Annotated in this window: 22 protein-coding genes; 12 read left to right on the top strand and 10 right to left on the bottom strand. The window is 68.2% G+C overall.

All coding sequences use genetic code 11. The annotated features are described in order from the left end of the window. Positions 1-63: 63 nt before the first annotated feature. Both ABNX08_RS32740 and ABNX08_RS32735 read right to left on the bottom strand, forming a co-directional pair. Complete coding sequence (locus ABNX08_RS32740; RefSeq protein WP_022537340.1) at positions 64-813, bottom strand: creatininase family protein; 750 nt, start codon at positions 811-813, stop codon at positions 64-66. 44 nt (positions 814-857) lie between these two features. After that, complete coding sequence (locus ABNX08_RS32735) at positions 858-2,144, bottom strand: MFS transporter (protein WP_022537339.1); 1,287 nt, start codon at positions 2,142-2,144, stop codon at positions 858-860. A 187-nt stretch (positions 2,145-2,331) separates the two neighbouring features. Here ABNX08_RS32735 and ABNX08_RS32730 point away from each other — a divergent pair, with 187 nt between their 5' ends. The 3 genes from ABNX08_RS32730 (at position 2,332) to ABNX08_RS32720 (ending at position 4,574) form a co-directional block, all read left to right on the top strand. Beyond that, positions 2,332-3,261, top strand: a complete 930-nt coding sequence (locus ABNX08_RS32730) for a LysR family transcriptional regulator (RefSeq protein WP_022537338.1) — start codon at positions 2,332-2,334, stop codon at positions 3,259-3,261. Between the two features lie 488 nt (positions 3,262-3,749). Further along, a complete protein-coding gene (fur, locus tag ABNX08_RS32725) occupies positions 3,750-4,232 on the top strand; it encodes a ferric iron uptake transcriptional regulator (RefSeq protein WP_041681656.1) in 483 nt (160 codons plus the stop codon). 63 nt (positions 4,233-4,295) lie between these two features. Then, the gene (locus ABNX08_RS32720; RefSeq protein ID WP_022537336.1) at positions 4,296-4,574 is read left to right on the top strand and encodes a hypothetical protein; all 279 of its coding nucleotides are present in this window, start codon (positions 4,296-4,298) and stop codon (positions 4,572-4,574) included. 58 nt (positions 4,575-4,632) lie between these two features. On the opposite strand, the gene ABNX08_RS32715 is transcribed toward ABNX08_RS32720, so the two are convergent. Continuing rightward, entirely contained in the window at positions 4,633-5,556 is a 924-nt protein-coding gene (locus ABNX08_RS32715; RefSeq protein ID WP_022537335.1) for a DMT family transporter, read from the bottom strand. 539 nt (positions 5,557-6,095) lie between these two features. Here ABNX08_RS32715 and ABNX08_RS32710 point away from each other — a divergent pair. Further along, positions 6,096-6,419: a PadR family transcriptional regulator gene (locus ABNX08_RS32710; RefSeq protein WP_022537334.1), complete on the top strand. Its 324-nt coding sequence runs from the start codon at positions 6,096-6,098 to the stop codon at positions 6,417-6,419. A gap of 239 nt (positions 6,420-6,658) precedes the next feature. Here ABNX08_RS32710 and ABNX08_RS32705 read toward each other — a convergent pair whose 3' ends face one another. Then, positions 6,659-9,892 carry an EAL domain-containing protein gene (locus ABNX08_RS32705; protein WP_349605189.1) on the bottom strand — a complete coding sequence of 1,078 codons (3,234 nt, stop codon included), beginning with the start codon at positions 9,890-9,892 and terminating at the stop codon, positions 6,659-6,661. Between the two features lie 466 nt (positions 9,893-10,358). Here ABNX08_RS32705 and ABNX08_RS32700 point away from each other — a divergent pair, with 466 nt between their 5' ends. Beyond that, on the top strand, positions 10,359-12,350 hold the full coding sequence (locus ABNX08_RS32700) for a diguanylate cyclase domain-containing protein (protein WP_022537332.1): 1,992 nt from the start codon (positions 10,359-10,361) through the stop codon (positions 12,348-12,350). Positions 12,351-12,369: 19 nt separating this feature from the next. On the opposite strand, the gene ABNX08_RS32695 is transcribed toward ABNX08_RS32700, so the two are convergent. Beyond that, positions 12,370-12,756, bottom strand: a complete 387-nt coding sequence (locus tag ABNX08_RS32695; RefSeq protein WP_022537331.1) for a hypothetical protein — start codon at positions 12,754-12,756, stop codon at positions 12,370-12,372. Between the two features lie 395 nt (positions 12,757-13,151). On the opposite strand from ABNX08_RS32695, the gene ABNX08_RS32690 reads away from it, so the two are divergent. From ABNX08_RS32690 to ABNX08_RS32680, 3 genes are all read left to right on the top strand, one after another. Further along, positions 13,152-13,502 (top strand): four-helix bundle copper-binding protein, encoded by a 351-nt coding sequence (locus ABNX08_RS32690; RefSeq protein ID WP_022537330.1) that lies wholly within the window; start codon positions 13,152-13,154, stop codon positions 13,500-13,502. Positions 13,503-13,760: 258 nt separating this feature from the next. Further along, entirely contained in the window at positions 13,761-15,167 is a 1,407-nt protein-coding gene (gene fumC, locus ABNX08_RS32685; RefSeq protein WP_022537329.1) for a class II fumarate hydratase, read from the top strand. Between the two features lie 123 nt (positions 15,168-15,290). Beyond that, positions 15,291-16,055 (top strand): SDR family oxidoreductase, encoded by a 765-nt coding sequence (locus ABNX08_RS32680; RefSeq protein ID WP_022537328.1) that lies wholly within the window; start codon positions 15,291-15,293, stop codon positions 16,053-16,055. Between the two features lie 15 nt (positions 16,056-16,070). On the opposite strand, the gene ABNX08_RS32675 is transcribed toward ABNX08_RS32680, so the two are convergent. Beyond that, complete coding sequence (locus tag ABNX08_RS32675) at positions 16,071-16,487, bottom strand: hypothetical protein (RefSeq protein WP_349605187.1); 417 nt, start codon at positions 16,485-16,487, stop codon at positions 16,071-16,073. A gap of 349 nt (positions 16,488-16,836) precedes the next feature. Here ABNX08_RS32675 and ABNX08_RS32670 point away from each other — a divergent pair, with 349 nt between their 5' ends. The 3 genes from ABNX08_RS32670 to ABNX08_RS32660 all read left to right on the top strand — a co-directional run bounded on the left by ABNX08_RS32670 (position 16,837) and on the right by ABNX08_RS32660 (position 19,778). After that, positions 16,837-18,150, top strand: coding sequence for an MFS family transporter (locus tag ABNX08_RS32670; protein WP_022537326.1), 1,314 nt, complete (start codon positions 16,837-16,839; stop codon positions 18,148-18,150). Between the two features lie 117 nt (positions 18,151-18,267). Next, the gene (locus ABNX08_RS32665) at positions 18,268-19,203 is read left to right on the top strand and encodes a LysR family transcriptional regulator (RefSeq protein ID WP_041681892.1); all 936 of its coding nucleotides are present in this window, start codon (positions 18,268-18,270) and stop codon (positions 19,201-19,203) included. 101 nt (positions 19,204-19,304) lie between these two features. Beyond that, positions 19,305-19,778: an aminoacyl-tRNA deacylase gene (locus ABNX08_RS32660; RefSeq protein ID WP_022537324.1), complete on the top strand. Its 474-nt coding sequence runs from the start codon at positions 19,305-19,307 to the stop codon at positions 19,776-19,778. A 109-nt stretch (positions 19,779-19,887) separates the two neighbouring features. On the opposite strand, the gene csgH is transcribed toward ABNX08_RS32660, so the two are convergent. From csgH to ABNX08_RS32645, 3 genes are read right to left on the bottom strand one after another with little or no spacing between them, the layout of a single operon-like run. Further along, positions 19,888-20,202 (bottom strand): curli-like amyloid fiber formation chaperone CsgH, encoded by a 315-nt coding sequence (csgH, locus tag ABNX08_RS32655; protein WP_022537323.1) that lies wholly within the window; start codon positions 20,200-20,202, stop codon positions 19,888-19,890. Positions 20,203-20,232: 30 nt separating this feature from the next. After that, entirely contained in the window at positions 20,233-21,012 is a 780-nt protein-coding gene (gene eutC / locus ABNX08_RS32650) for an ethanolamine ammonia-lyase subunit EutC (RefSeq protein ID WP_041681891.1), read from the bottom strand. Between the two features lie 48 nt (positions 21,013-21,060). Beyond that, positions 21,061-22,443: an ethanolamine ammonia-lyase subunit EutB gene (locus tag ABNX08_RS32645; RefSeq protein ID WP_022537321.1), complete on the bottom strand. Its 1,383-nt coding sequence runs from the start codon at positions 22,441-22,443 to the stop codon at positions 21,061-21,063. A gap of 403 nt (positions 22,444-22,846) precedes the next feature. Here ABNX08_RS32645 and ABNX08_RS32640 point away from each other — a divergent pair, with 403 nt between their 5' ends. Next, positions 22,847-23,884 (top strand): AI-2E family transporter, encoded by a 1,038-nt coding sequence (locus ABNX08_RS32640; RefSeq protein ID WP_022537320.1) that lies wholly within the window; start codon positions 22,847-22,849, stop codon positions 23,882-23,884. A 63-nt stretch (positions 23,885-23,947) separates the two neighbouring features. Here ABNX08_RS32640 and ABNX08_RS32635 read toward each other — a convergent pair whose 3' ends face one another. Further along, positions 23,948-24,622, bottom strand: a complete 675-nt coding sequence (locus ABNX08_RS32635) for an FCD domain-containing protein (protein WP_051369933.1) — start codon at positions 24,620-24,622, stop codon at positions 23,948-23,950. Positions 24,623-24,677 lie beyond the last annotated feature (55 nt).

Raw genomic sequence — 24,677 nt, 5'->3', positions numbered from 1 at the left:
AAAGGGGGCCGGATGCCGCGCGACGCCCCCGTCGCATCGACATCCGGCGCGACAGTGGCGAACTCAGTCGGGCTGCGGCTCGCTGCCGAATGCCTCCAGTTCGTGCACCAGGCTTTGCGCGGCCAGTTCCACCAGCGCGCGGCCTTTTTCAGGTGTGGCCAGGCCCGGATTCGAGCCGATGCGTCCGTCCGGATAGCGCGCGCGGAAGTCGAGCGCTTCGCGGATCGGGCCGCTAGGTGCGATTGGCGGCGCGTAGTCGGCCGACTTGATGGCGTCCGGAAACGCCCACTGCGTGATCGCGATCTCCGACGGCGTGGCGTGCGCGCCGTGGCCGGTGGGGAACTGGTCGCGCGCCAGTTCGCCCACGCCTTCCAGGTCCCACCAGTTGCAGAGCTTGAGCGCGACGCCGGCCCGGCGCGCGGCGAAGCTCGATTCGGCGTAGATCTCGGAGAACGCCGCCTCGATCGACGCGACATTGCCGCCATGGCCGTTGAGGAACAGGATCTTCTCGAAGCCGTGCCCGGCCAGCGAACGGACCCAGTCGGAGATGGCGGCGATAAACGTCGACGGACGCAGCGAGATGGTGCCGGCAAAGGCCAGGTGATGCTGGGCCATGCCGATATTGAAGGTCGGCGCGACCAGGATGTCCGCGCTCTTCTCCGCCTCGCGGGCGATGATCTCCGGACACAGCCAGTCGGTGCCGAGCAAACCCGTGGGCCCGTGCTGCTCGTTGGAGCCGATCGGCACGACGATGACGCGGCTGCGTTGCAGGAACTGTTCGACTTCAGCCCAGGTGGACAGGTGTAAAAGCATGAGGGACTCCTTTGCTCGGTTTGGCTTGCAGGCTGGCGGCGCAACTAGCGGCGTGCTGGCAGCTTGTTGGTGAGAATGATCAGCGCGGCGATCAGCGGCAATGCGGCCAGGACCAGCATGCCGGCATGCAAGGTACCCGTGGCTGTCTTGGCCCAGCCGATGATGGCGGGCCCCCAGAAGCCACCGGACAGGCCGATGGTGTTGATCAGCGCAATGCCGCCGGCGGCGGCCGGGCCCTTGATGTACTCGGCGGGCATGGCCCAGAACACCGTGTAGGTCATCCACAGCGACGTCGTGCCGAGCGTGAGCAGCACCAGCGTCAGCCCCAGGTGGCCATCGGCAAGGGTCGAGCCGGCCAGCAACAGGGCGCCGCACAGCGCGGGCACCGAGGCGTGGTAGCGGCGCTCGCCCTTGCGGTCCGAGCGGCGGCCCATGTAGTACATGCCGAAGGCGGCGCCGATATAGGGCACGGCGGCGTACCAGCCGAGCTGCACGGTGTCGGTGACGCCTTGCGCCTTGATCAGGCTCGGCAGCCAGAAGCTGATGGCGTAGATGGCGGCGATGACGCAGAAGTAGGCTAGCGCCAGCACATAAACCTTGGGATCCTTGGCCACGGCCTTGAACGAGTGCTTGTGCGCCGCGCCGACGCCGAGTTCGGCTTCGAGCATGCGCCGCTCCTGGTCCGTCAGCCACTTCGCATCGGCCGGGCGGTCCGGCACCAGCGACAGCGCGAGGACGCCGAGCAGCACGCAGGGCAGCCCTTCGACCAGGAACATCCATTGCCAGCCGGCCATGCCGGCGGTGCCGGCCAGTTGCGTCATCAGCCACGCCGACGCAGGAGCGCCGACGATGCCGCCGATCGGGCCCGCCAGAAAGACAATGGCGATGGCGCGCGCCATGCGCTGCGGCCCGTACCAGCACGACAGGTAGTAGATCATGCCCGGCGCGAAGCCCGCCTCGAAGATGCCGAGCAGGAAGCGCATGGCGTAGAAGGTCGGCACATCGCGCACGAACAGCATGCAGGCCGACGTGATGCCCCACAGCACCATGATGCGGCTGAAGGTCTTGCGCGCGCCGACGCGCGGCAGCATCAGGTTGCTCGGAATCTCGAACAGCACATAGCCGATAAAGAAGATCCCCGCGCCGACGCCGTAGGCCGCGTCGGAGAAGCCGAGGTCGCTTTGCATCTGCAGCTTGGCAAAGCCGATATTGACCCGGTCCAGGTAGGCAAAGAGGTAGCAGACCAGGAGGAACGGCAGCAGCCGCAGGTTGATCTTGTTGTAAAGGGCCGAAGTGTCGTCGACGGCGCCTGCATTCGAAATCACTAACATGCCTGTCTCCAAAAGCGTTGTGTGATCTTTTTTTCAGCGAGCTGGAGGGATTATTGGCAGTGCAGGGCTTGCGACCAACAGCAACTAAATTCACACTTCGTTGTTCCGTGAGCAACACAACTGCGGCCGTGCCGGTCGGGGTACGGTTGCGCTCTCTTCCACACAGCGGTTCAGGCAGATTCCAGGCATGCGTGAGATCAATCAGCAGCGGTTGCGTTACTTCCGTGAGGTGATGGCGCACGGGACCATCCGCGGGGCGGCGGAGAGCCTCAATACCTCGCCTTCGGTGATCACCCGGCAGATCAGGCTGCTGGAGGAAGAGCTGGGCACGACGCTGTTCGAACGCCAGGCGCGCGGCGTCAGGCCGACCGAAGCGGCCGGGCACCTGCTGGAGTTCTGGCGCGGCTACCGGTCGCACCAGGAAAAGCTCGAAGACCAGTTGCACGCGCTCAAGGGATTGCAGCAAGGCAACGTCCGGCTGGTCCTGAGCGAGGGGTATGTCGATGCGCTGGTCAACGAGGTCATCGCGCCGTTCTGCACGCAGTTCCCGCTGGTCGATATCCGGCTCGAGATCCTGCCGGTCGACGATGTGCTCAATGAAGTGGCGGAAAGCCGCGCCCATATCGGCCTGGCGTTCAACCCGCCGCTGCACCCGCGCATCGAATACCGGGCCAGTTCCCCGCAGCCGATCGTGCTGCTGGCGCGGCACGATCATCCGCTGGCATTGCGCGGCGGCGAGGCCGGCATCGAAGACCTGCTCGCCTATCCGCTCGCGCTGATGCCGGAGTCCTATGGCATCGGCCATGCAGCCAAGATGCTGGAATTCGCCGAGAACATCACGATCCGGCCCACGCTGGTCACCAACTCGCTGTCGGCGCTGAAGCAGCTGGTCGCCTACGACAACTTCATCACGCTGGTCGGCGAATTCGCGGCGTACCGCGAGATCAGCGCCGGCAGCCTGGTGGCCGTGCCGATCCGGCACCCGCTGTTCCGGGGCACCCAGGCGCGCTTGCTGGTGAAGGCGGGACGGCCGTTGCCTGCGGCGGCGCTGGAGGTGCTTGAACATATCTCGCAGCGCATGTCGATGTTCGCCGCGTCGCCTCGACAATCAACGTGACGGTTCTAGTAGAAAATTTCTCTTGTAATGAGATCGATTCCCATTTACCATTCGATCACTGCCTGACGCACGGTGCTTCACCAGCCAGCCAGGCAGTCCGGCCAGATCCATGGCCGCCGCGGTACGCGGCACCGCCGGGGCGCTGGCAGGGACAAGAGAATTTCCGGATGCCGCAGCGCGGCGTTCGACACCGACTTTTGTGGGGACCGCTCCGTCACGCGGAGCGTTTGGCAGTAGCCAGTCTTCGGAAGATCGGGAAAGCAACCAGACCCCGCTTTCCCGATCGCGTCTTCCGCAGGCAAGCCAAGCCGCCTTTTTATTCCGCGCGCCGTGCAGGCACGGCGCGCCGCCAGGGACGACGAGCGCAACTGCTTTGCCGGCCCTGGCGCTTCCAGCCTGAAATCCCGCCAAGCCACAGACGCCGTCCCGCGCGCGGCGCCAGGCAGGGCGCCGCCCTGCCCCGGCGGGGCAACAGCCGCAGCAAGCCCATGTCATCCGCCATGCCATTCGAGAGGCCCGACCCGATCCACCTGAAGCGCGCCGGCCTGAAGGCCACCTCGCCGCGCATGCGGATCCTTGAAGTGTTTCGCACCAGCGCCCGGCGCCACCTGAGCGCGGAAGACGTCTATCGCATCCTGCTGACGCAGGACGAGGACGCGGGGCTGTCGACGGTGTACCGCGTGCTCAACCAACTGGTGCAGGCCGACATCCTGCTGCGCCACAGCTTCGAGTCCGACCACGCCGTATTCGAACTCAACGAAGGCGGCCACCATGACCACCTGATCTGCGTCGCCTGCGGCCGCGTGGAAGAATTCCGCGACGAAAGCATCGAGCAGCGCCAGCGCCAGGTGGCGGCCGACAACGCCTTTGTCTTGCGCGAGCACATGCTGGTGCTTTACGGCATTTGCCCTGCATGCCGTGCCAGTGCCACCGAAGACGAACGCATGCCGGCCTTGCCAGCCGGGGCCTGAGCGCCCTGCGCAAGCGCTCCGGCGAGACCGCCGCCGCATACCGCGCACCTGACGGAGCCATCCATGGCGCGCCTGACCAAGCCGCTGTCCGAACTCAAACGCCTGCTCAGCCTGTGCCTGCGGCAGGAACCCGGCTGCCACGACTGCCAGCTGCGCGCCGTATGCGTGCACCGGCCGGACCATACCGGCTGCAACTGGAGCGCCGAAGTCGATTTCCCCGAACGCACGGAGGCCGATGCCGTGCGTCACCTGCGCCAGGCGCGGCGTGTGGTGATGATGGTGCGCGAGCAGTACAACGTGGCCGCCGGGGCGGCGGTGGGATCGCGGGCGGCGCACACATAGACATCCTGGCGACGCCTTGCGGCGAGAAACGGAAAATCAGTATGGGCAGTTCAGTGCATCAACGACCAGGCACCGCCTGTCCCTGCGCCGTCGCCTTAGCCCCCGCCACCGGCCGCAACACCAGCCACACTGCCACCCCGATCAGCACACCGCCCACCGCATACGCCCACGACAGCGCCTCGCCCAGGAACAGCGCGCCCCAGACGATGCCGAATGGCGGGATCAGGAAGGTGACGGTCAGCGAGCGCACCGGGCCGAGATCGGCAATCAGCCGGTAGTAGAGGATGTAGGCGAGCGCCGTGCACACGACGCCCAGCCCGAGCATGGCCGCCCACACGCCGGCGCCGGCTGCGGGCAGCGTGTTATGGCGCCAGAGCGCCGCAACGCAGAACGGCAGCAGGAACAGCGTCGCACCCACCATGCTGCCGGCGGCCACCAGGCGGCTGTCGAGCCCGCCGCGCTCGGTGATCCAGCGCCGGGCCAGGAAGCCGGCCAGGCCGTAGCAGGCGGTGGCCACCAGGCACGCCAGCGCGCCCAGCAGCACGTCCAGCGAGAATGCCACCGGCCCGGTGCGCGTCAGCACCGCTACCCCGGCCACGCCCAGCAGCACGCCCAGCGCCTTGGCGCGCGTGAGCCGTTCGGAGAAGGCCACCGCGCCGATCAACACGCCCATCAGCGGTGTCATGGCGTTGAACACCGCCGAATAGCCCGCCGGCAGCCACAGCGCCGCGATCGCGTACATCACGAACGGGATGCCGGAATTGACCACCCCCAGCACCAGCACCGCGCGCCATTTGCCGCGCATGTCCCAGCGCAGCCGCAGCAGCGGCAGGCAGGCGGCCAGCGTGACGGCGCCGATCAGGACCCGTACGAAGGCCGTCGGCATCGGTCCCAGCACCGGCGCGCCGATGCGGATAAACAGGAAACTGGCGCCCCAGATGGCAGCCAGGGCAAGCAGTCGGGCGAGATCGGCGAGTTTCATGGCGGTGAAAGTAGCGCTGGACAGGCCAGGGCGGTGAGGGGGTTGGCGCGATTTGACCCCTGTCCGGGGCGTGCCGCAAGCTGGTTTCGGACCTGTGCCTCGGCCGGTTATTGCACCGGCATCGCCAGCTGAGCAGGTTTTTTTATTCGCCGTTGACTGATCTACAACGGTGTTAGGCGACGTTTTCAGCACAATGTCACACAAAAACAACTCGATTTCTACAAAGTGCCTGCACTCATACCCCCCGCAGGAGGGGGAGTTGATACGGATACGTGACAAGCCGCATTCGATTAAATTAAACTCTGGTCTGCGCCAGAGTTAATTGACCCCTCCGACGCATTCCCGACAAGCCGCCAGGACTCTGGCGGCTTCTTTTTTTGTACGGCCGGTAAAATGCGTACCTTCCGGCGCCGCCCGTTACCGCTGCGCCGTGGCGAACCTTCCGCCCACGTGCTCCCAGTCGCACAACGTCTGCAATCCCAAACATCCGAAACGCCACCCGCGTCAACCATCGCCGCGGCTGCCGCGTTGCCAGCCACATGAAACGACAGTTCCTTGGCCTGCTAGCCCGCGTCTACGTCCTCCAATTCGCCCTCGAAGTCCCGGCCACAGTGGCGATGCTCGCCGACATGCTGCTGGAGTACGGCTTCCAGGTCGATATCGGCACCGTGCGCCCGTTGCTGCGCGCGCTGCAGATGGAAGGCTACCTGGAAAGCGTGCTCCGCGACGGCATCGGCCGCGTCTACCAGCTGACCGAGCGCGGCCGAGAAGAACTGCAGTCCAGCCGCCAGCGCATCGACGACCTGTACCGCCGCCTGCACGCCGACGGGCCGGACACAGCCGAAGCGCCGCGCGAGGTCTGAACCCGACCAGGGCGACAAGGACAACGGCAATGACAGCACGCAACCGTACCCGTTTCTGCGGAGCCCGCCCGCGCCATCCGTTGCGCGGATTCGCCCCGCTGACCCCTCCTCAGCCCTCCCTTCGTAGCACTTGCGCCGTTCGGCCGGAATGCGGTCGCGGTTGGCGCTGGCCGAGTCAAAGTCGTTCCTGATCGGGCCCTTCCAGTAGCCGGCAAGTTGCTGGCAGATCGCCCGGGGGCTTACGGCTCGCGCAACTCGGCGCCGTTCACCGGCACCGGCACCGGGATCCGCTCGTCAAACCCGGCTTCCAGCAGTTCCCTCAGCGCCTGCGGTGGCACCGCCTGGCAGAACAGGAACCCCTGCGCCCCATCGCACCCCTGCTCCCGCAGGAAGGCAAACTGCGCCGCGGTTTCCACGCCTTCGGCGATCACCTTGAGGTGCAGCTGGTGGCCCAGCGCGATGATCGCCGCTGCCACCGCCTGGTCGTGGCCGGGCGCGTCGACGTCGTCGACAAAGGACTTGTCGATCTTCAGCCGGCTGATCGGCAGCCGCGTCAGGTAGTTCAGCCCGGAGTAGCCGGTGCCGAAGTCGTCGATCGACAGCCCCACGCCCAGCTCGCGCAGGCGGCGGAAGGTCTCGATGGTGGTCTCGCCGCCGTCGACCAGGATGCCTTCGGTGACCTCGATCACCAGCCCCTGCGGCGGCAGGCCGGCCTCCCGCAGGCAGCGCGCCACGGTGTCGGGGAAGTTGGCCTGGCGCAGCTGCAGCGGCGAGATATTGACCGCCACCTCGATGTCGCGGCCGAGCGCCTGGCGCAGGGCCTGGATCTCGCGGCAGGCAGTGGCCAGGGTCCATTCGCCAAGCGGCGCGACCAGGCCGCTCTGCTCCGCGATGGGGATGAACTCTGACGGCTGCATCGGGCCCCGTTCCGGGGTGTCCCAGGCAATCAGCGCTTCCACGCCCGTGATCGCAAGCGTGGCGGTATCGACGATGGGCTGGTAGCGCAGGCGGAACTCATTGCCGGCCAGCGCGCGGCGCAGCAGCCCTTCGATGGTGAAGCGCGCCAGCGAGGCCTCGGCCATTTCGCTGGCAAAGCGGCGCAGCTGCGCGCGCCCGCCCTGCTTGGCGGCGTAGACGGCCGCATCGGCGCACTTGAGCAGCTCGGTCAGGGTATCGCCGTCGTCCGGGAACACCGCCATGCCGATCGACGCCGTCCCGCGCAAGCGCTGGCCGCCGGCCTGCAGTTCTTCATTGATGCGCGCCTGGATCTTGGCGGCGATCAGCTCGGCTTCGCTGTCATGGCGCAGGCCGCCCAGCACCACGCCGAATTCATCGCCGCCCATGCGCGCCACCAGGTCGCCCTGGCGCACCGCACCCTTGAGGCGGTCGGCCATGGTGCGCAGCACGTCGTCGCCGACCGGATGCCCCAGCGAATCGTTGATGTGCTTGAAGTGGTCCAGGTCGAGCAGCAGCAGCGCCACGCGCTCGCCGTGGCGGCGCGCGTGCAGCAGCAGCGGCTGTGCGCGCTCGTTCAGTTCTGCGCGATTGGGCAGGCCGGTGAGGGGGTCGTGCAGCGCGAGATGGCGGATGTATTCGTCCACGCGGCGGCGTTCGGTCAGGTCGTAGGCGATGGCCTGGTAGCCCGCCGACGGCGCGGGCGGCACGGTCGCGTCCTCCGTGGGCAACGCGGCCGGATCCGCAGGCGCCGGCAACGCGGCCACCGTCATCTGCACCGGCATGCGCGAGCCGCCCTTGCGCACCCAGGTCCACTCGCGTTCGTCGCGCAGGCCCAGCCGCGCCTTGGCCACCAGCGCGGGCAGGCCGCCGGGGACCGGCTCGCCCAGTTCGTGCGCGAGGGCTCGCGCATGGGCTGCCAGTTCGTCGGCTACGTGTAGCCCGGTCATGCGCATGCGGCCCACCAGCTCGGCCGCGGTGTACCAGAGCATGCGCTCGCCCGCGGGGTTGATGCCGGTGATCAGGCCGTCTTCGTCGAACGTGATTACGCAGAACGCGGCATGCTCGAGCAGCCCGGTGTAGCGCGCTGCCTGCAACGCGCGGTCTTGCTGTGCCTGGCGCTCGGGCTGCAGGTCCGTGACCGCCCACAGCCGGTGCGCGGCGCCGCCTTCGGCGCCCGGCAGCCGGGCCGCGCCGGCGCGCAGCGCGAAGCGGCCGCCGTCGTCGCGCACGCCGGTCAGTTCGCGGTGCGCGGCGGGCAACGCCGCCGCGCCACTGGGGACCACGCCGGCGGCGCCGGGTACGAGGGTGTCGAGGCTGCGCCCGGCAAGCGCGCCGGGAGCGGTGCCGAACAGTTGCCCGGCGCGCTCGCTGGCACGCACCACCACGCCCTGCGCATCGGTCAGGATAAAACCGTCCGCGGCTTGCGCCATGCAGGCCTGCAGCATCGCGCTGTCGTCCTCCCAGGCATGGACGGCCTGCGCTTCGCGTTGCCGCGCGGTGCGGCGCTGGCGGGCCAGCGCGTAAGTGAGCCAGGCCAGCAGCACGGTGACCAACGAGCCCGCAGCCAGCGTCAGGCGGGCCTGCCGCTGGCCGTACCCGGCTTCGAAGGCGGGGCGGGTGGCGCCGCGCAGCGTCCAGGTGCCGCCGCCGTACTGGATCAAGCGTTCGCCGCGCAGCCACGGGGCGCTGCCGTCGTCGCGGCGCTCGCCCTCGGTCGGTTCGCCGGACAGCAGCGCACCGGGCACGCCGGGGCTGCCTTCATGCAGCGACAGCTCCAGTTCGGCAGCCGCCGGCCCACTGACCGCGCGCATCAGGTCGCCCAGGCGCAGCGACACGTAGACATAGCCCACCACCGCCTGGCGCCGCTGCGCCACCGTGCTGACCGCCACGCCGCCGCCATAGACCGGCAGGAATACCAGGGCGCCGTGCTGCTGTACCGAGGCTTCGGATTCGCGGATCAGTTCGAGCCGGCGCGTGAGCCGCGGTTCGCCGCTGTCGCGGGCGGCCTCCAGCGCGGCGCGCCGGGTCGGCTCGGAAAGCATGTCGAAGCCCACGGCGCGGGCGTTCCTGCCCGCCAGCGGTTCGATATAGAGGATCGGCGCATACAGGTCGCGCGGACCGGGGGGATGGATCTCGTAGCTGGCCAGTCCGTCGGCGCGCGCGGCCTGCACCAGCCGCACGGAATGCTGCGGCGTCGTCAGCGGGGCGTAGCCGATCGCCTGGGTGCCGGTGGGCAGTTCGTCGAGCTGGGCGGTATAGAGGTAGTTGCGCCACTGCGCACGCGAGGTGGCGGGATTGGCCGTGATCAGGCCGGCCACGCCGCGCAGCAGGCGTTCGTTGTCCAGCATGCGCTCGCGCAGCGCGCTGCCGGCCTGCCCCAGCAGCACGTCGAAACGCTGCTGCGCCAGCTGGTGCTCCAGCTGCTGCGCCTGGCGCCATGCTCCCGCCGTCAGCAACGCACCGCCGGCCGCGACCAGCAGCGACAGCAAGGCAGGGGAAAGCGCAGTCAGTCTCATGGTCGATCGGTTACGGCGTGCGCGGAGGTCGCGCCTGCCGCGAGTTTGCACGCGGGCCTGGGGCTCGATAGTGCGGGCCGGGTAGTGCGCGCCGCCGCGCGCATGCCTGAGCCGCGCATCACCACGTGCCTGCGCCGCATGCCCCGTATTCACGCGGCACTATACCGTGGCCCGCCTTGCCAGCACACCCCCCACCCGGCTAGCTGGACACCGGCCGCCTTGCACGCCCTTGACACCGCTCGGGGGATCACAACACCAGGGGGCTACTGTCAAACCCGCCTTGTCAAACCCGGTTTGCCCGCCTGCCCCGTCGCGGCGCGGTATGGTAGGGTTGCATCGGAGGCGCCCCCCCGAGACGCGCGTCTGCAGTCACCGACTGGCCGCTGCATCGCACCGCCCCCCACCGCGCCCGCCCGGGCCACGCCATACCGGTTTGCGCTCAACCTGCGCCCACCCTCGCGCCCACATGCCTGTCTACACGCCCACGCTGAAAGCGCGCATTGCGATCATTACCACCGTGCTCGCCGCGGTGTTCGGCACCGGCATTATCCTGGCCGCCCTGTACGATGCGCACCGCGACCTGCATGCTGCACTGCAGGACCAGCAGGATTCCGTCGTCAAGCTGACCGCCGACCAGCTCGACACCGCCATGCACGACCGCATCATGCTGTTGTCGCACCAGGCCGACCAGCTCGGCGGTATCCTCGCGCAAGCGCACGGGACCCAGGCCGCCGCGGTACGGCAGCGCGCCCTGGATACGCTGGCGGCGGCGATCCCCGTGCCTGCCGCGTTCAACGCGCTGCTGGTCGCCGACACGCAAGGCAACATCGTCAGCAGCACTGGCCCGCCCACGGAGGTGAGCGACCGCGGCTACTTCCGCGAGGCCGCGCGCACGCTGGCGCCGGTGGTCTCAGCGCCGATCCGCTCGCGCACCACCGGCCAGCTCGGGGTGATTGTGACCGTGCCGGTGCTGTCGCCGCAGAAGACCTTCACCGGCCTGGTGGGCGGGTGGCTGGACATGTCCAGCAGCAATTTCCTGGTCGAGATCCTGCACAACCGGCTGGGCACCACCGGCTACTACTGCCTGGTGTCAGCCGGGCGCGAGCCGGTCTATATCCGCCACCCAGACCCGGCGCAGGCGCGCCAGCCGGCGCTGCCCGTGAACGACACCTGCGGCGAGGACGACAGCCCCGCGCCGCTGGAATTCCTCACGCCGGCGCGGCCGGTGATCGCGCGCTACCTGATGTCGACCACGGGCTGGGAACTGGTGGCGCTGCTGCCCGCGCGCGAAGCCTACGCGCCGCTGCACCAGATGCAGCAGCGCTTCCTCGGCCTGGCCGGGCTGGCCATGGCCGCGGTGGCCGTGCTGATCTGGCTGGCGATACGCCGCCAGCTGGCACCGCTCACGCGGCTGCACAAGGTGGTACTGGCCAGCGCCAACGACCTGTCGGCGTTCGAGCGGCTGCCCACGCGCCAGCAGCGCGACGAGATCGGCGACCTGTCGCGCGCCTTCATCAAGCTGATGCGCGACGTACGCGACCGCCGCCAGGCGCTGGACCGCAGCGAGAGGCGCCTGCGCGCGGTGACCGACACGCTGCCGTCGCTGCTGGCCTTTATCGATACCGAGGAGCGCTATGTCTTCAACAACGTGGCCTACGAGCATGTCTTTGGCCTGAAGCTCGAGGAGCTGCGCGGCAAGCCGATGCGCGAGGTGCTGGGCGAGGTCCGCTACGCGCGCGCGCAGCCGTTCCTGGAACGCGCGCTGGCGGGCGCGGCCGTGATCTTCGAGTCCGAGGACAACGATCCCGAATACCACTGCATGGAAACCAGCTTCCGGCCGGAATGGAGCGCGGACGGCAGCGAGGTGGTGGGCGTGCACATCCACGTGCAGGACATCACCCAGCGCAAACTGGAGACGCAGCGCCTGGCGCGCATGTCCCGCACCGATCACCTGACGCAGCTGATGAACCGCAGCGCGTTCGAAGGCCAGCTGCAGGCGGCCATGGCGCGCAGCCGCGAGCACGGCACGCTGATGGCGCTGCTGTACCTCGACATGGACCGCTTCAAGGCCGTCAACGACATCCACGGGCATGCCGCGGGCGACCTGCTGCTGCAGGCGTTTGCGCAACGTGTGCGCGCCTGCGTGCGCGAGGCCGACTCCGTCGCCCGGTTGGGGGGCGACGAGTTCGCAGTGGTGCTGGAGGCGATCGTGCAGCCCGGCGTGGCCCGCCGCGTGGCCGAGGCCATCCTGCAGACGATGGACGAGCCATTCCACTTCGACGGTGCGACAGCCGACGTCGACGTGAGCATTGGCGTGGCCCTCTACAACGGCGGGCCGGTGCAGGACCGCGAACTGATGCGCCTGGCGGACGTGCTGCTGTACCGCGCCAAGGGCGCGGGCCGCGGCCGCTTCGAGATCGGCCCGCCGGAACTGGCCGGCGAGCTCAACCCGCACTAAGCAGTGCCCCAGTTAGCCCTCAGTGGATGGTGCCACCCGGCTTGCCCGGCGCCGGGCCTGAACCTGCCTCGCCCGCCCCTTCCGGCTCGAACGGCACGTGGCGTCCGTCGCTGGACTGGTAGCCGAGCTGCGCATCCGCGCCCAGCATCTTCTCCCACGCGATCATGGCCTGGGCCACCGCGTCGGGCGCGCCCTTGAACACCACCACGTCGTTGCCGCAGTTGGGGCATTCGCCGCCGAACACGGCATCGATGCCGGGCAAGCCCGGCACGTCGAGCGCGTCGAAGGTGCCGAACGCGGTCTTGCAATGCCCGCAGACCAGCTGCGCGGGGCGCAAGGCCTCGATCTTTGCGCGTGCCTGTGCCGCACGCTCCTCGGGAGTACCCCGTCGTTTCGCCTCGCCCATGATTGCCTTCCCTCCCCGTTGCTGCCGGTGTCTGTGTATGCGTCGGCCCGGCCAGTGCGGCCGTGCCGAGCGGATGCCTGTTAGATGCGATGGCAGGGGTGGTGGTGCCCGGCCATTGCGTTGGGTGACGTCCGCGCGGCACGCGGCCCGCCTTCCCGAACGCTTCGCGCTGGCCGCATTGTAACCAGCGCGGCGCTGCAATTACCGGGCCGACAGGATCCTTTCTCGCCTGCTATTGTGGATAACGATGCCCCGAGCGGGCGCGGATGCGCCGCGCCCGGCACCGCGGGCATGCCAGGCCGCACCGCCCGTGCCTGCGCCGTCCCGGCGCGGGCATGCCGCCGCCGGTGCCGGTTTTCACGGTTCCAGCCACCTACCCCCAAGGAGGACGCTTCATGATCCGACCCACCGTGCAGGAAAACGCCGCCCGCTACGCCGACTGCATCGCCGCCTGCAATGCCGCCGCCGCCGCCGCGCTCAAGTGCGCGGCCGCCTGCCTGGAAGAACAGGACGTGCGCAAGATGGCGCGCTGCATCGCGCTGGACATGGATTGCGCCGGCATCGCCCAGCTGGCCGCGTCCTACATGCTGCGCAACAGCGAGTTCGCGCCGCTGGTCTGCGAGGATTGCGCAGAGGTCTGCAAGTGGTGCAAGGAGGAATGCGAGCGCCATGACGCCGAGCATTGCCAGGATTGCGCGCGCGCCTGCGCGGTCTGCATGGAGCAGTGCCTGAAGGCGACCGCGTAGCGCCGCCGCTCAGGCCGGGGCCTGCGCTGCGGGCCCAGCCTGCGCATCCGGCGCGCGTCTGCGCCAGCATCGCTTCGGAGGCGATGCGCATGCGGCCGGAAGGTGATTCGAAGGCAAGGCGGAGGATCCGGCCGGTGCCCGCGCACTGGCCGCGGTGAAGCAGTATCCTAATAGACTGCCCGCACGACCCGGCCCTGGCGCCGGTTCCTGCATCGACGTCGCACAAGCCGCCGCGCTTCCTTGCCAAGGAGTCTGTCCATGTCCGACCCGTCCCCCTCCAACACCCGCATCGAGAAAGACAGCCTTGGCGATGTGCCGGTGCCCGCCGACCACCTGTGGGGCGCGCAGACCGAGCGCTCGCGCCAGAACTTCCGCATCGGCGATGAAAAGATGCCGCCGGCGCTGATCGAGGCCTTTGCCATCCTCAAGCTGTGTGCGGCGCGCGCCAACCGCGAGCTGGGCGTGCTCAAGCCCGAGCTGGCGCAGGCGATCGAACAGGCCGCCGCCGAGGTCATCGAAGGCCGCTGGCCGCAGGAGTTCCCGCTGTCGGTCTGGCAGACGGGCTCCGGCACGCAGACCAACATGAACCTGAACGAGGTCATCGCGAATCGCGCCATTCAATTGCTGGGCGGCGAGGTCGGCAGCAAGAAGCCGGTGCATCCCAACGACCACGTCAACGCCAGCCAGTCCTCCAACGACAGCTTCCCGACCGCGATGCACATCGCCGCCGCGCGCGCGATCCAGCAACAGCTGCTGCCGGCGCTGGAACAGCTGCAGCAGACCTTCGCGCGCAAGGTGGAAGCCTTTGCCGATATCGTCAAGGTCGGCCGCACCCACCTGCAGGACGCGGTGCCGCTGACGCTGGGGCAGGAATTCTCGGGCTACATGACGCAGGTGGCCGATGCGCAGTCGCGCCTGCAGCAGGCCATGTTGCGCGCGATGCCGGTGGCACAGGGCGGCACCGCGGTCGGCACCGGCCTGAACGCGCCGCACGGCTTTGCCGCGGCGTTTGCGCGCGCGCTGGCCGACTACACCGGGCTGCCGTTCGAGCCCGCGCCCAACCGCTATGCCCTGCAGGCTTCGCACGACGCGCTGGCCGACCTGTCGGGAGCGCTCAACACCACGGCCTCGTCGTTCCTGAAGATCGCACGCGACTTCATGCTGCTGGGATCCGGCCCGCGCGCGGGCTTTGCCGAGCTGGTGCTGCCCGCCAACGAGCCGGGCTCGTCGATCATGCCGGGCAAGGTCAACCCGACCCAGGCCGAGGCGCTGGCGATGGTGTGCTGCCGTGTGATCGGCAACCACACCACGGTGACGCTCGCCAACGGGCTGGGCACGCTGGAACTGAATGCCTACAAGCCGGTGATCATCTACAGCCTGCTGCAGTCGGTGTCACTGCTGGCGGGCGCAGCCTCGAGCTTTGCCGAGCATATGGTGGAAGGCGTGGAGGCCGACCGCGAGCGTATCGCCGAGCTGCTGGAGCGCTCGCTGATGCCGGTGACCGCGCTCAATCCGCATATCGGCTACGACAAGGCCGCGGAGATCGCCAAGCTGGCGGTCAAGCGCAACCTGTCGCTGCGCGAGGCGGCGATCGCCTCGGGGCATGTGACCGAGGAACAGTTCGAGCAGTGGATCGACCTGAAGGGGATGACACGGGAAGTGTAGGTTGCGGCATGCGCGGGCGGCGATTGTTAATGAATACTGTCTAATCCGTTCAAACGCCGCCCATTTATCCAAGGGCAACCACCGTCCATGATAGTGGCCATACCTTCTGACAAGGAGCCTGACATGGCCGCTACCCAATCCCACGCAAAAGCTTCCACCCAACGCCGCGCCGCCCTGGTGACCGGCGCCTCCCGCGGCATCGGCCGCGCCATCGCGCTGCGGCTGGCCGCCGACGGCTTCGACGTCGCCATCGGCTATGCCGGCAGCGCCGCGCGGGCCGAAGAGACCGTGGCCGCGGCGCGCGCGGCCGGCGTCAATGCCATCGCCGTCCAGGGCGACGTGGCGCAGGCGCCAGACGTGGCGCGCCTGTTCGACGCCGCGCAGCAGGCCTTCGGCCGGCTCGACGTGGTGGTCAACAGTGCCGGCATCATGCCGCTGGCCCCGGTCGCGCCCGGCAGCCTCGAAGCCTTCGACCAGACTATCGCCACCAACCTGCGCGGCGCCTTCCTGGTGCTGGGTGAAGCCGCGGCGCGCCTGGGCGAAGGCGGGCGCATCGTCGCGCTGTCGACCAGCGTGATCGCGCGCTCGTTCCCGGGCTACGGGGCGTATATCGCCGCCAAGGCGGGCGTGGAAGGACTGGTGCGGGTACTGGCCAACGAGCTGCGCGGGCGCGGCATCACCGTCAACGCGGTGGCTCCGGGGCCGGTGGCCACCGAGCTGTTCCTCGAGGGCAAGTCGGAAGAGCAGGTGGCGCAGCTTTCGAAGGTGGCGCCGCTGGAGCGGCTGGGCACGCCCGAGGACATTGCCGCGGCAGTGTCGTTCCTGGCTGGTCCGGACGGTGGCTGGGTCAATGCGCAGGTACTGCGCGCCAATGGCGGCTTTGCCTGAGATCGCGAGGTCAGCCTAGCCCGGGGGCGGGCTTGAAAAGTCGCAGCGCTGGCGCGCCAGCGACTCCCTCGAATACCCATGGCGCACCCGAAGCTGGTGCTCCACGGCGTCGGCCTGGTCCAGGCAGGCGAATACCAGGTCGTCCTTCACGCGCTGCGACACGCCCTTCAGGCGCGGGGCCTCGTACGCGACCTGGCGCGCGCGGCAGCGCAGGAACAGCAGCGTTTCCTGCGTGGCGGCGACCAGTTGGTCGTGTTCGATCCGCTTGCATTCGACCAGGTCCTGGGCAAGGGCGCTGGCGCCGGCAAAGAGCAATGGCAGGCACGGCCATCGGCGCAACAAGCGGTGCATGGCAAACGGGGGCGCGGTAGGCCAGTTGAGGGTACGGATCGCATCATTGCCCAGACCCGCGCACAGTGCAAGCCACAGCACGCGCAATGACCTGTTGCATCACTCGTTGCATCCCCCGTTACAGCCCCGGCTCGGCCCGGCGCGCGGGCCGCAGGCCGGATACAGTTTCCAGCCAGATGGACAATCGCCCGCCAGCCCTGATGCCACCGTGGCACCGGTCCGGGCTTGCTGCCGCAGTGCGCGCCAGTTCACGCCCCAGACCGACGGGCTCCCCGCTCGGCCTTCCCCGTGTTCCCCTTGCCGCCCCACCGCTCAGGTGGCCATGCGGCGGCCTGTCCAATGGCCATCCTTCCGGCGTGCGCCGCCAGCTACTGCGAAGCGGGACCTGACCCGCGGTTGCCCCGCACCGCCCTGACTGCAAGACAACAACATGACCGATCTCACCGCTAACCCCGCCCAGACGGCCGGCCCGAGCCCCGATGAAGTGCGCAAGCGCGTCTACGCCATCGTCGCCGCCTCCTCGGGCAACCTGGTCGAATGGTTCGACTTCTACGTCTATGCCTTCTGCGCGATCTATTTCGCGCCGTCGTTCTTCCCCAAGTCCGATCCCACCGCGCAGCTGCTGAACACCGCGGGCGTGTTTGCAGCCGGCTTCCTGATGCGGCCCATCGGCGGCTGGCTGTTCGGCACCATCGCCGACCGCCACGGGCGCAAGAACTCGATGCTGATCTCGGTGATCATGATGTGCGCGGGCTCGCTGCTGATCGCCTGCCTGCCCACCTATCACAGCATTGGCAACTGGGCGCCGGCGCTGCTGCTGCTCGCGCGCCTGATCCAGGGCTTGTCGGTCGGCGGTGAATACGGCACCACCGCCACTTATATGAGCGAGGTGGCGCTGCGCGGCCGGCGCGGCTTCTTCTCGTCGTTCCAGTATGTGACGCTGATCGGCGGCCAGTTGCTGGCGGTGCTGGTGGTGGTGATCCTGCAGCAGCTGCTGGACGAGTCCGAACTCAAGACGTGGGGCTGGCGCATCCCGTTCGTGGTCGGCGCGATCACCGCGGTAGTGGCGCTGTTCCTGCGCCGCACGCTGCATGAGACCTCGTCGGCGGCCAGCCGTGGCAGCAAGGAGGCCGGCAGCGTGGCCGAGCTGTTCCGCAACCACAAGGCGGCCTTCTTCACGGTGCTGGGCTATACCGCGGGTGGTTCGCTGATTTTCTACACCTTCACCACGTACATGCAGAAGTACCTGGTCAACACCGCCGGCATGTCGATCAAAACCGCCAGCTATGTGATGACGGCGTGCCTGTTCCTGTACATGTGCATGCAGCCGGTGTTCGGTGCACTGTCCGATCGTATCGGCCGGCGCAACAACATGCTGATGTTCGGCGCGCTGGGCACGCTTTGCACGGTGCCGATCCTGACCGCGCTGGGCACGGTCAGCAGCCCGGAACTGGCCTTCGTGCTGATCGCCGTGGCGCTGGCCATCGTCAGCTTCTACACCTCGATCAGCGGCATCGTGAAGGCGGAGATGTTCCCGCCCGAGGTGCGCGCGCTGGGCGTGGGCCTGGCCTACGCGATCGCCAACGCGATCTTCGGCGGCTCGGCCGAGTATGTGGCGCTGGGCATGAAGACGCTCGGCCACGAGACCGCGTTCTACTGGTACGTGACCGCGATGATGGTGATCGCCTTCTTCGTCAGCCTGCGCCTGCCGCGCCAGGCGAAGTACCTGCACCACGAGCACTGAGCCAGGTGCGGCGCAATGCTGCGCAACGCCGGCGCCGGACCCTCACGCCGGCATGGCAATATACGGGGCGGCAACCGCCAGGCGGCGCCGCCCGCCCTGTATCCCATCACCCAAGCCATGGATCTCAACGCCCTGCGCCTGTTCGTCGATATCGTCGACGCGGGCAACCTGAGCGCGGCCGCGCGCAAGCTCAAGATGACGCGCGCCAATGTCAGCTACCGGCTGAAGGCGCTCGAAGAAGAGCTTGGCGTGCAGCTGCTGCGGCGGACCACCCGCCATGTCGAGCCGACCCCGATCGGCGCCGGGCTGTACGAGCACGGCCGCAATATCCTGGGTGAAGTGGCGGCGGCCAATGCGCTGATCAGCAATATGGGCAAGAGCCTGCAGGGCCATGTGAGGCTCTCGGTGCCCACAGGGCTGGGGCATACGCTGCTGTCGCCGCTGCTGGTGCTGTTCAAGCAGCGCTATCCCGACATCACGCTTGACGTCATGTTCGACAACCGCGTGCACAACCTGGTGTCCGAGGATGTAGACGTGGCGCTGCGCATTATCTCCACACCGCCCGATTCGGTGATCGCCACGGAAATTGGCGAAGTCGACTGGATCGTGTGCGCGTCGCCGGGGTATCTCGCCGCGCATCCCGCGCCGAAGGCACTCACCGGGCTGCAAGGACATGCGATCGTCTGCGCGTCGCCGGAGGGCCAGAAGCTCAAGGCATCGGGCACGCGGCTGGATGGCGATGAAGGCCATGACGCGAAAGAAGCCCGCGAGCAGGTAGTGCTCGAACCGACGCTCACCTCGGAAAACTTTGCCTTCCTGAAGGAATCGGTGCTGGCAGACCTGGGGATCGGCATTCTCCCGATCTATGCGATCGGCGCCGAACTGGAAAGTGGCGCACTGGTGTCGCTGCTGTCCGACTACCGCATCAGCGTGTTCGGCAGCCGGCTCTATATGCTGACCATGCCCAACCGCTACCAGACGCTGGCCACGCGCTACCTGCTCAACTTCCTCAAGACCGAGCTGCAGGCGGTGTGGCCGCGGCTGCACCGGTAGCCAGGGCGTTGCCGTGTCGCCACGTTGGGCGTGCTGACAGGCACTATATTAAGAGCACAAGGATAATCGTAGACGCATCCGACTGAATCTGAGGAGCTACCATGGCCCTGGCTAGCACGCTCGCAAACTGCCTGAGCAGCAAGAATACCCAGTACGACATCATTCGCCATCCCTACACCCTCAGCAGCATGGCCACTGCCGAGGCTGCGCACGTTCCCGGAGACCGACTGGCCAAGACGCTGTTGCTCGAGGATGACCGCGGCTATGTCGCCGCCGTGATCCCGTCGAGCCACCACCTGCAGATGGCCGCCATCTGCGAACAGACCGGACGCAACCTGGTACTGGCACACGAGGACGAGATCCGCGAGATCTTCAAGGACTGCGACCTCGGCGCGATCCCGCCGGTGGCAATGGCCTACGGCATGCAGACCTATGTGGACGACAGCCTGATGAAGCAGCCCGAAGTCTATTTCGAGGGCGGCGACCACCAGGAACTGGTCCACATGAGCGGGGAGCAATTCTCGCAGCTGATGTCGGATGCCAGTCACGGGCAGTTCTCGCGCCGCATGATGTAGCGATAGCGGCGCACTGTCGCCACGGACCACTGTCCGCGTGCGGCACGCGGCCACCATGGCGGGCTGAGCGCCCGCGTGGTGGCCGTTTTTCATTCTGCCGACAGGCTTGCTATTTGCGCCCGCTGCAGTCGAGCTTGTACCGGCCCAGCACGGCCATGCCCTGCCGCAGCACCAGTCCGACTTCACACTCGCTGCCGGGCGGTTGCGAGACCGTCAGCGACGACACGCGCGTGGGCTGCCCGGGCACCACGTGCAGCGTGCCGGCCTGCGCCAGCGATGACGCCGCATTGCCGCTGCGCGCGCGCAGCTTGAGCTCGTACTGCAGGTCCGCCTCCTGCGCCGAAGCGACATAAGGCACGACCTGCGCCATGCCGTTGGCCGACTGGATATCCAGCCATACCTGCAAATTCATGTCGGCTTGCATGGTTGCTCCCTTGGCAGAGGCGTTGCCCCGTCAGCGGTCCGGCAGCGCCGGCGCGCTGTCGTCCTTCAGATCCACGCCCGAACGCCCCAGCGCCGCCGCGCCGCGCAGCAGGAAGGCGAGCCGGTCGGCCGCCTGCGCGTACGCGAGGCCTTCCGGCCGCACATTGGAAATGCAGTTGCGCTCGGCATCGGTGCGGCCCACGCGCGGCGCATAGGTCAGGTAGATGCCGAGACTGTCCGGCGAACTCAGCCCCGGCCGTTCGCCGATCAGCATCACCACCTGGCGCGCGCCGAGCAATTCGCCGATCTCGTCGCCCAGTGCCACGCGCGACTGCTCGGCAACCACCACCGGTCCGATGCGCCACGAAGGCGGCAGGCGCTGGCGCGTGGCGTCGAGCAGCGGCAGCGCGTGTGTCTGCGTGGCAAGTGCGGAGAGGCCGTCGGCGATGACGAAGACTACGTCAGGGGCTTCGGCCGCCTGCAACGCGGCCAGCCTGTCGCGGCTGGCATCGTCAAGGCGCCGGCCCAGGTCCGGGCGCCGCAGGTAGTGCGTGCGGTCCGGCGCCGCGCTGTGCACGGCGACATGCTGCAGCCTGGTGGTGTCCAGCGCCGCGGTGACCGCGCCCACGTCCAGCGGCAGGTGCACCGCATCGCGCGCCTGCGCATGCGCCAGGCCGAAGGCCAGCACGGCATCGGTGGTCTGGCTGTGGCCGGTGCGGCCCAGCGCGACGCGCGCGCGCGTGAACTGGCGCAGGCGCTGCCATGGGTCGGTATCCGAGGTGGCGGTGGTGGCGGGCGTGTGCCCGGACATGGCGTCGCGGGAAGGAGGATGGCGTTTGGCCGGCATGGCGCTGGATATTCAGAGACTGTGCGCCATCTGCAGCAGCGGCTGGCGGGCGGCGGGCTCGAGCAGCCGGCCGCTGGCATCGGCAATGCCCATGCGCTGCAGCCACACCTCGAACTCCGGTGCGGGGCGCAGCCCCAGCACCTCGCGCAGGTACAGCGCATCGTGGAACGAGGTGCTCTGGTAGTTCAGCATGATGTCGTCCGCACCTGGCACCCCCATGATGAAGTTGATGCCGGCCACGCCGAACAGCGTCAGCAGCGTATCCATATCGTCCTGGTCGGCCTCGGCATGGTTGGTGTAGCAGACGTCGCAGCCCATCGGCACGCCCATCAGCTTGCCGCAGAAGTGGTCCTCCAGTCCGGCGCGGATGATCTGCTTGCCGTCGTACAGGTACTCAGGCCCGATAAAGCCGACCACCGTATTGACCAGCAGCGGCGAGAACGCGCGCGCCACCGCGTAGGCGCGCGCCTCCATGGTCTGCTGGTCGACGCCATGGTGCGCGTTGGCCGACAGGGCGCTGCCCTGGCCGGTTTCGAAGTACATCAGGTTGTCGCCCACGGTGCCACGCGCCAGCGCCTGCGCGGCATCGTGCGCCTGCGCCAGCAGCGACAGGCTGATGCCGAAGGCCGCATTGGCACGCTCGCTGCCGGCCACCGACTGGAACACCAGGTCCACCGGCGCGCCCTGGTCCAGCGCGCGCAGCGTGTTGGTGACATGGGTCAGCACGCAGGACTGCGTGGGGATGTCATAGCGGCTGCGCAGCTCGTCGATCATGCGCAGCAGCGAGACGATGGCGCCGAGGTTGTCCGAGGCCGGATTGACGCCGATGGTGGCATCGCCGCAGCCATACAGCAGCCCGTCGATGATCGACGCGGCGATGCCCTTGGGATCGTCGGTCGGGTGGTTGGGCTGCAGCCGCACCGACAATCGGCCAGGCAACCCGACGGTGCTGCGAAAGCGCGTCACCACCTGGCACTTGCGCGCCACCGCCACCAGGTCCTGGTTGCGCATCAGCTTGCTGACCGCCGCGGCCATCTCCGGGGTGATGCCCGGCGCCACGCGCGCCAGCGTTGCGCTGTCGGTCTCGTGCAGCAGCAGCCAGTTGCGCAGGTCGCCCACGGTGCTGGCGCCGATCGCCGCAAAGGCCGTGGCATCGTGGCGGTCCATGATCAGCCGCGTGATCTCGTCGTCCTCGTACGGCACCAGCGCCTCATTGAGGAACTGCGCGAGCGGCACCTCGGCCAGCGCCAAGCGGGCGGCCATCCGCTCCTGTTCGCTCTCGGCGGCGATGCCGGCCAGCGCGTCGCCGGAACGCGCCGGGCTGGCCTTGGCCAGCAGCGTGCGCAGGTCGGCAAAGACATGGCGATGGGTGCCGATGGTGTGGGTGTAGGCCATGCGTCGGGTTCCGTGCTGGGACTGCGACTTGAAGGGCTTGGTGGGGCCGGGCCTTGCGGGTGCCGGTCTTCCAAATATAGTCACTCTTTGCGCACGTGGCCCGCTTGGGGTCGGCGGCGCGCCGGTGGCGACGCTTGACGGTCAGCAAATCCCGTGCCTGTGGCGCAAGACAGACGGCGTCGAGCGAACAGCGGTCGCATTTCTATGCTATGTCGTGCAGCGGGCATCGCTGATGTTGCTTCTGTTCGAAGCACTTCAATGATGGCCACTTCCAGCGATAAGCTCCCCACCGGCAATGGAGCGCCTGACAGCCCTCATAATAAGCGTCGGGTTCAACCATAGCCCGCCAGCCATAACCGCCACACGCGGCGAAGCGACTTAAACACCCAGCCGGAGACCTTAAATGAAAGACCCCGACCCGCCCACCGTCCCGCGCCTGCTGCCAGCCGCGTGGTACAGCGTCGGCGCCGTCGCCTACCTGCTGACCGCCCTGGCGCTCTGGACCGTGCTCCAGGCCAACCTGGTGGCCGCGCTGCTCTCCGGCCTGCTGCTGTATTCGTTGGTCGACGTCCTCGCACCGCGGCTGATGCGGTTGCACCAGCGGCACGACGCGCTCGCGGTGTTGATATTGTCGGCGTTGATCCTGCTCGGGCTGTCGCTGGCGGGCTGGCTCCTGGTGCGCTTTGTCAGCGGTGAGGGCAATACGCTGGACGGGCTGCTGAACCATGTGGCGGATATCATCGACCAGTCGCGCGGTCGCTTGCCGCCCTGGGTGAGCGATGCGCTGCCCAATGGCGTGGACGAGCTGGCCAACACGCTGATCGAGACGCTGCGTGCGCATGCCGCCATGGCCCAGAAGCTCGGGGCCGAGGTACTGCGCACCTTGGTGCATATCCTGATCGGACTGGTGATCGGTGCAATGGTGGCGCTGTACCGAGCGGTGGCGCGTCCCAACCGCCGGCCGCTGGCGACGGCGCTGGTGGCGCGGGCACGTACGCTGCAGCAGGCGTTCTCTCAGTTTATCTTTGCGCAGATCCAGATCTCGACGATCAACACGGTGCTGACCTCGATCTACCTGCTGCTGGTGCTGCCGCTGTTTGACGTGCACCTGCCGCTGACGAAGACGCTGGTGGTGATCACCTTTATTGCCGGCCTGCTGCCGGTGCTGGGGAACCTGATCTCGAATACCGCCATCGTGGTGGCGTCGCTGTCGGTGTCGCTGCCGATCGCGGTGGGATCGCTGGTGTTCCTGGTGGTGATCCACAAGCTGGAGTACTTCCTGAACGCGCGCATCATCGGCGCGCGCATCCAGGCGGCAGCGTGGGAGCTGTTGATAGTGATGCTGCTGATGGAGACGCTGTTCGGCATCCCGGGCGTGATTGCCGGGCCGATTTTCTATGCCTACCTGAAGCGGGAACTGGCGGGCGCCGGATTGGTGTAAATGCCGCGCCCGGCACTCCAGGCTCGTGGTTGGACCACTATCGGCTCGGAACTCTCTGGCGACCTAGGCGCCGTCGTCCTGCTCGACCCGGCTGCGTACGAAATCGATGTGCGTCTGCATCGCCGTGCGCGCCTCTTCCGGCCGGCGCGCGCAGATGGCGTCGCACAGGGTGCGGTGCTGCAATAGCAGCAGGTCCGAAGCGCTGTCGTCCTGTTCGCGCAGGCCGGTGCCGTTGATGGTGATGTGTTCGCGCAGCATGCCGATCACGCTGGTATGCAGGTGCAGGAACATGGTGTTGTGCGACGCCAGCGCGATGGCGTCGTGCAGGCGGGCGTCGGCATTGGCTTCGGCCTCTTTGTGGTCGGCGGCGCGCGCGCGTTCGAGCTCGGCCATCAGCGCGCGGATGCGCTTGACGTCGGCCGCGTCGGCGCGCAGCGCGGCGAAGTAGGCGGTGGCACCTTCCAGCACCCGGCGGAATTCCAGGATGTCATCGCGCAGCGCAGGGTGGTCGGCCACCAGTTGCCCCCAGGGCGAGGCAATCCCGGCACGCAGCTGGTCGGTGGCGTAGACGCCGGCGCCGCGCCGGCTCTGCAGCAGGCCCCGCGCGGCCAGGCGCTGGATGGCCTCGCGCACGGTGTTGCGGGCCACGTCGTATTGCCCGGCGAGCACGCGCTCCGCCGGCAGCCGCGTGCCGGGCGGCCAGGTGCCATCAAGCAGCGCGGTTTCCATCTGGCGCATGACCGACTCCACGCGCCCGCGCGTTGCGCCGTGCCTCTGTGCCGCTGCCGTCATG

It is taken from the genome of Cupriavidus sp. DF5525 (assembly GCF_040149425.2).
Lineage (GTDB): Bacteria > Pseudomonadota > Gammaproteobacteria > Burkholderiales > Burkholderiaceae > Cupriavidus > Cupriavidus pickettii_A.
The sequence above is the reverse complement of the archived record's forward strand: the minus strand, read 5'-3'. Positions and strand labels throughout refer to the sequence as shown.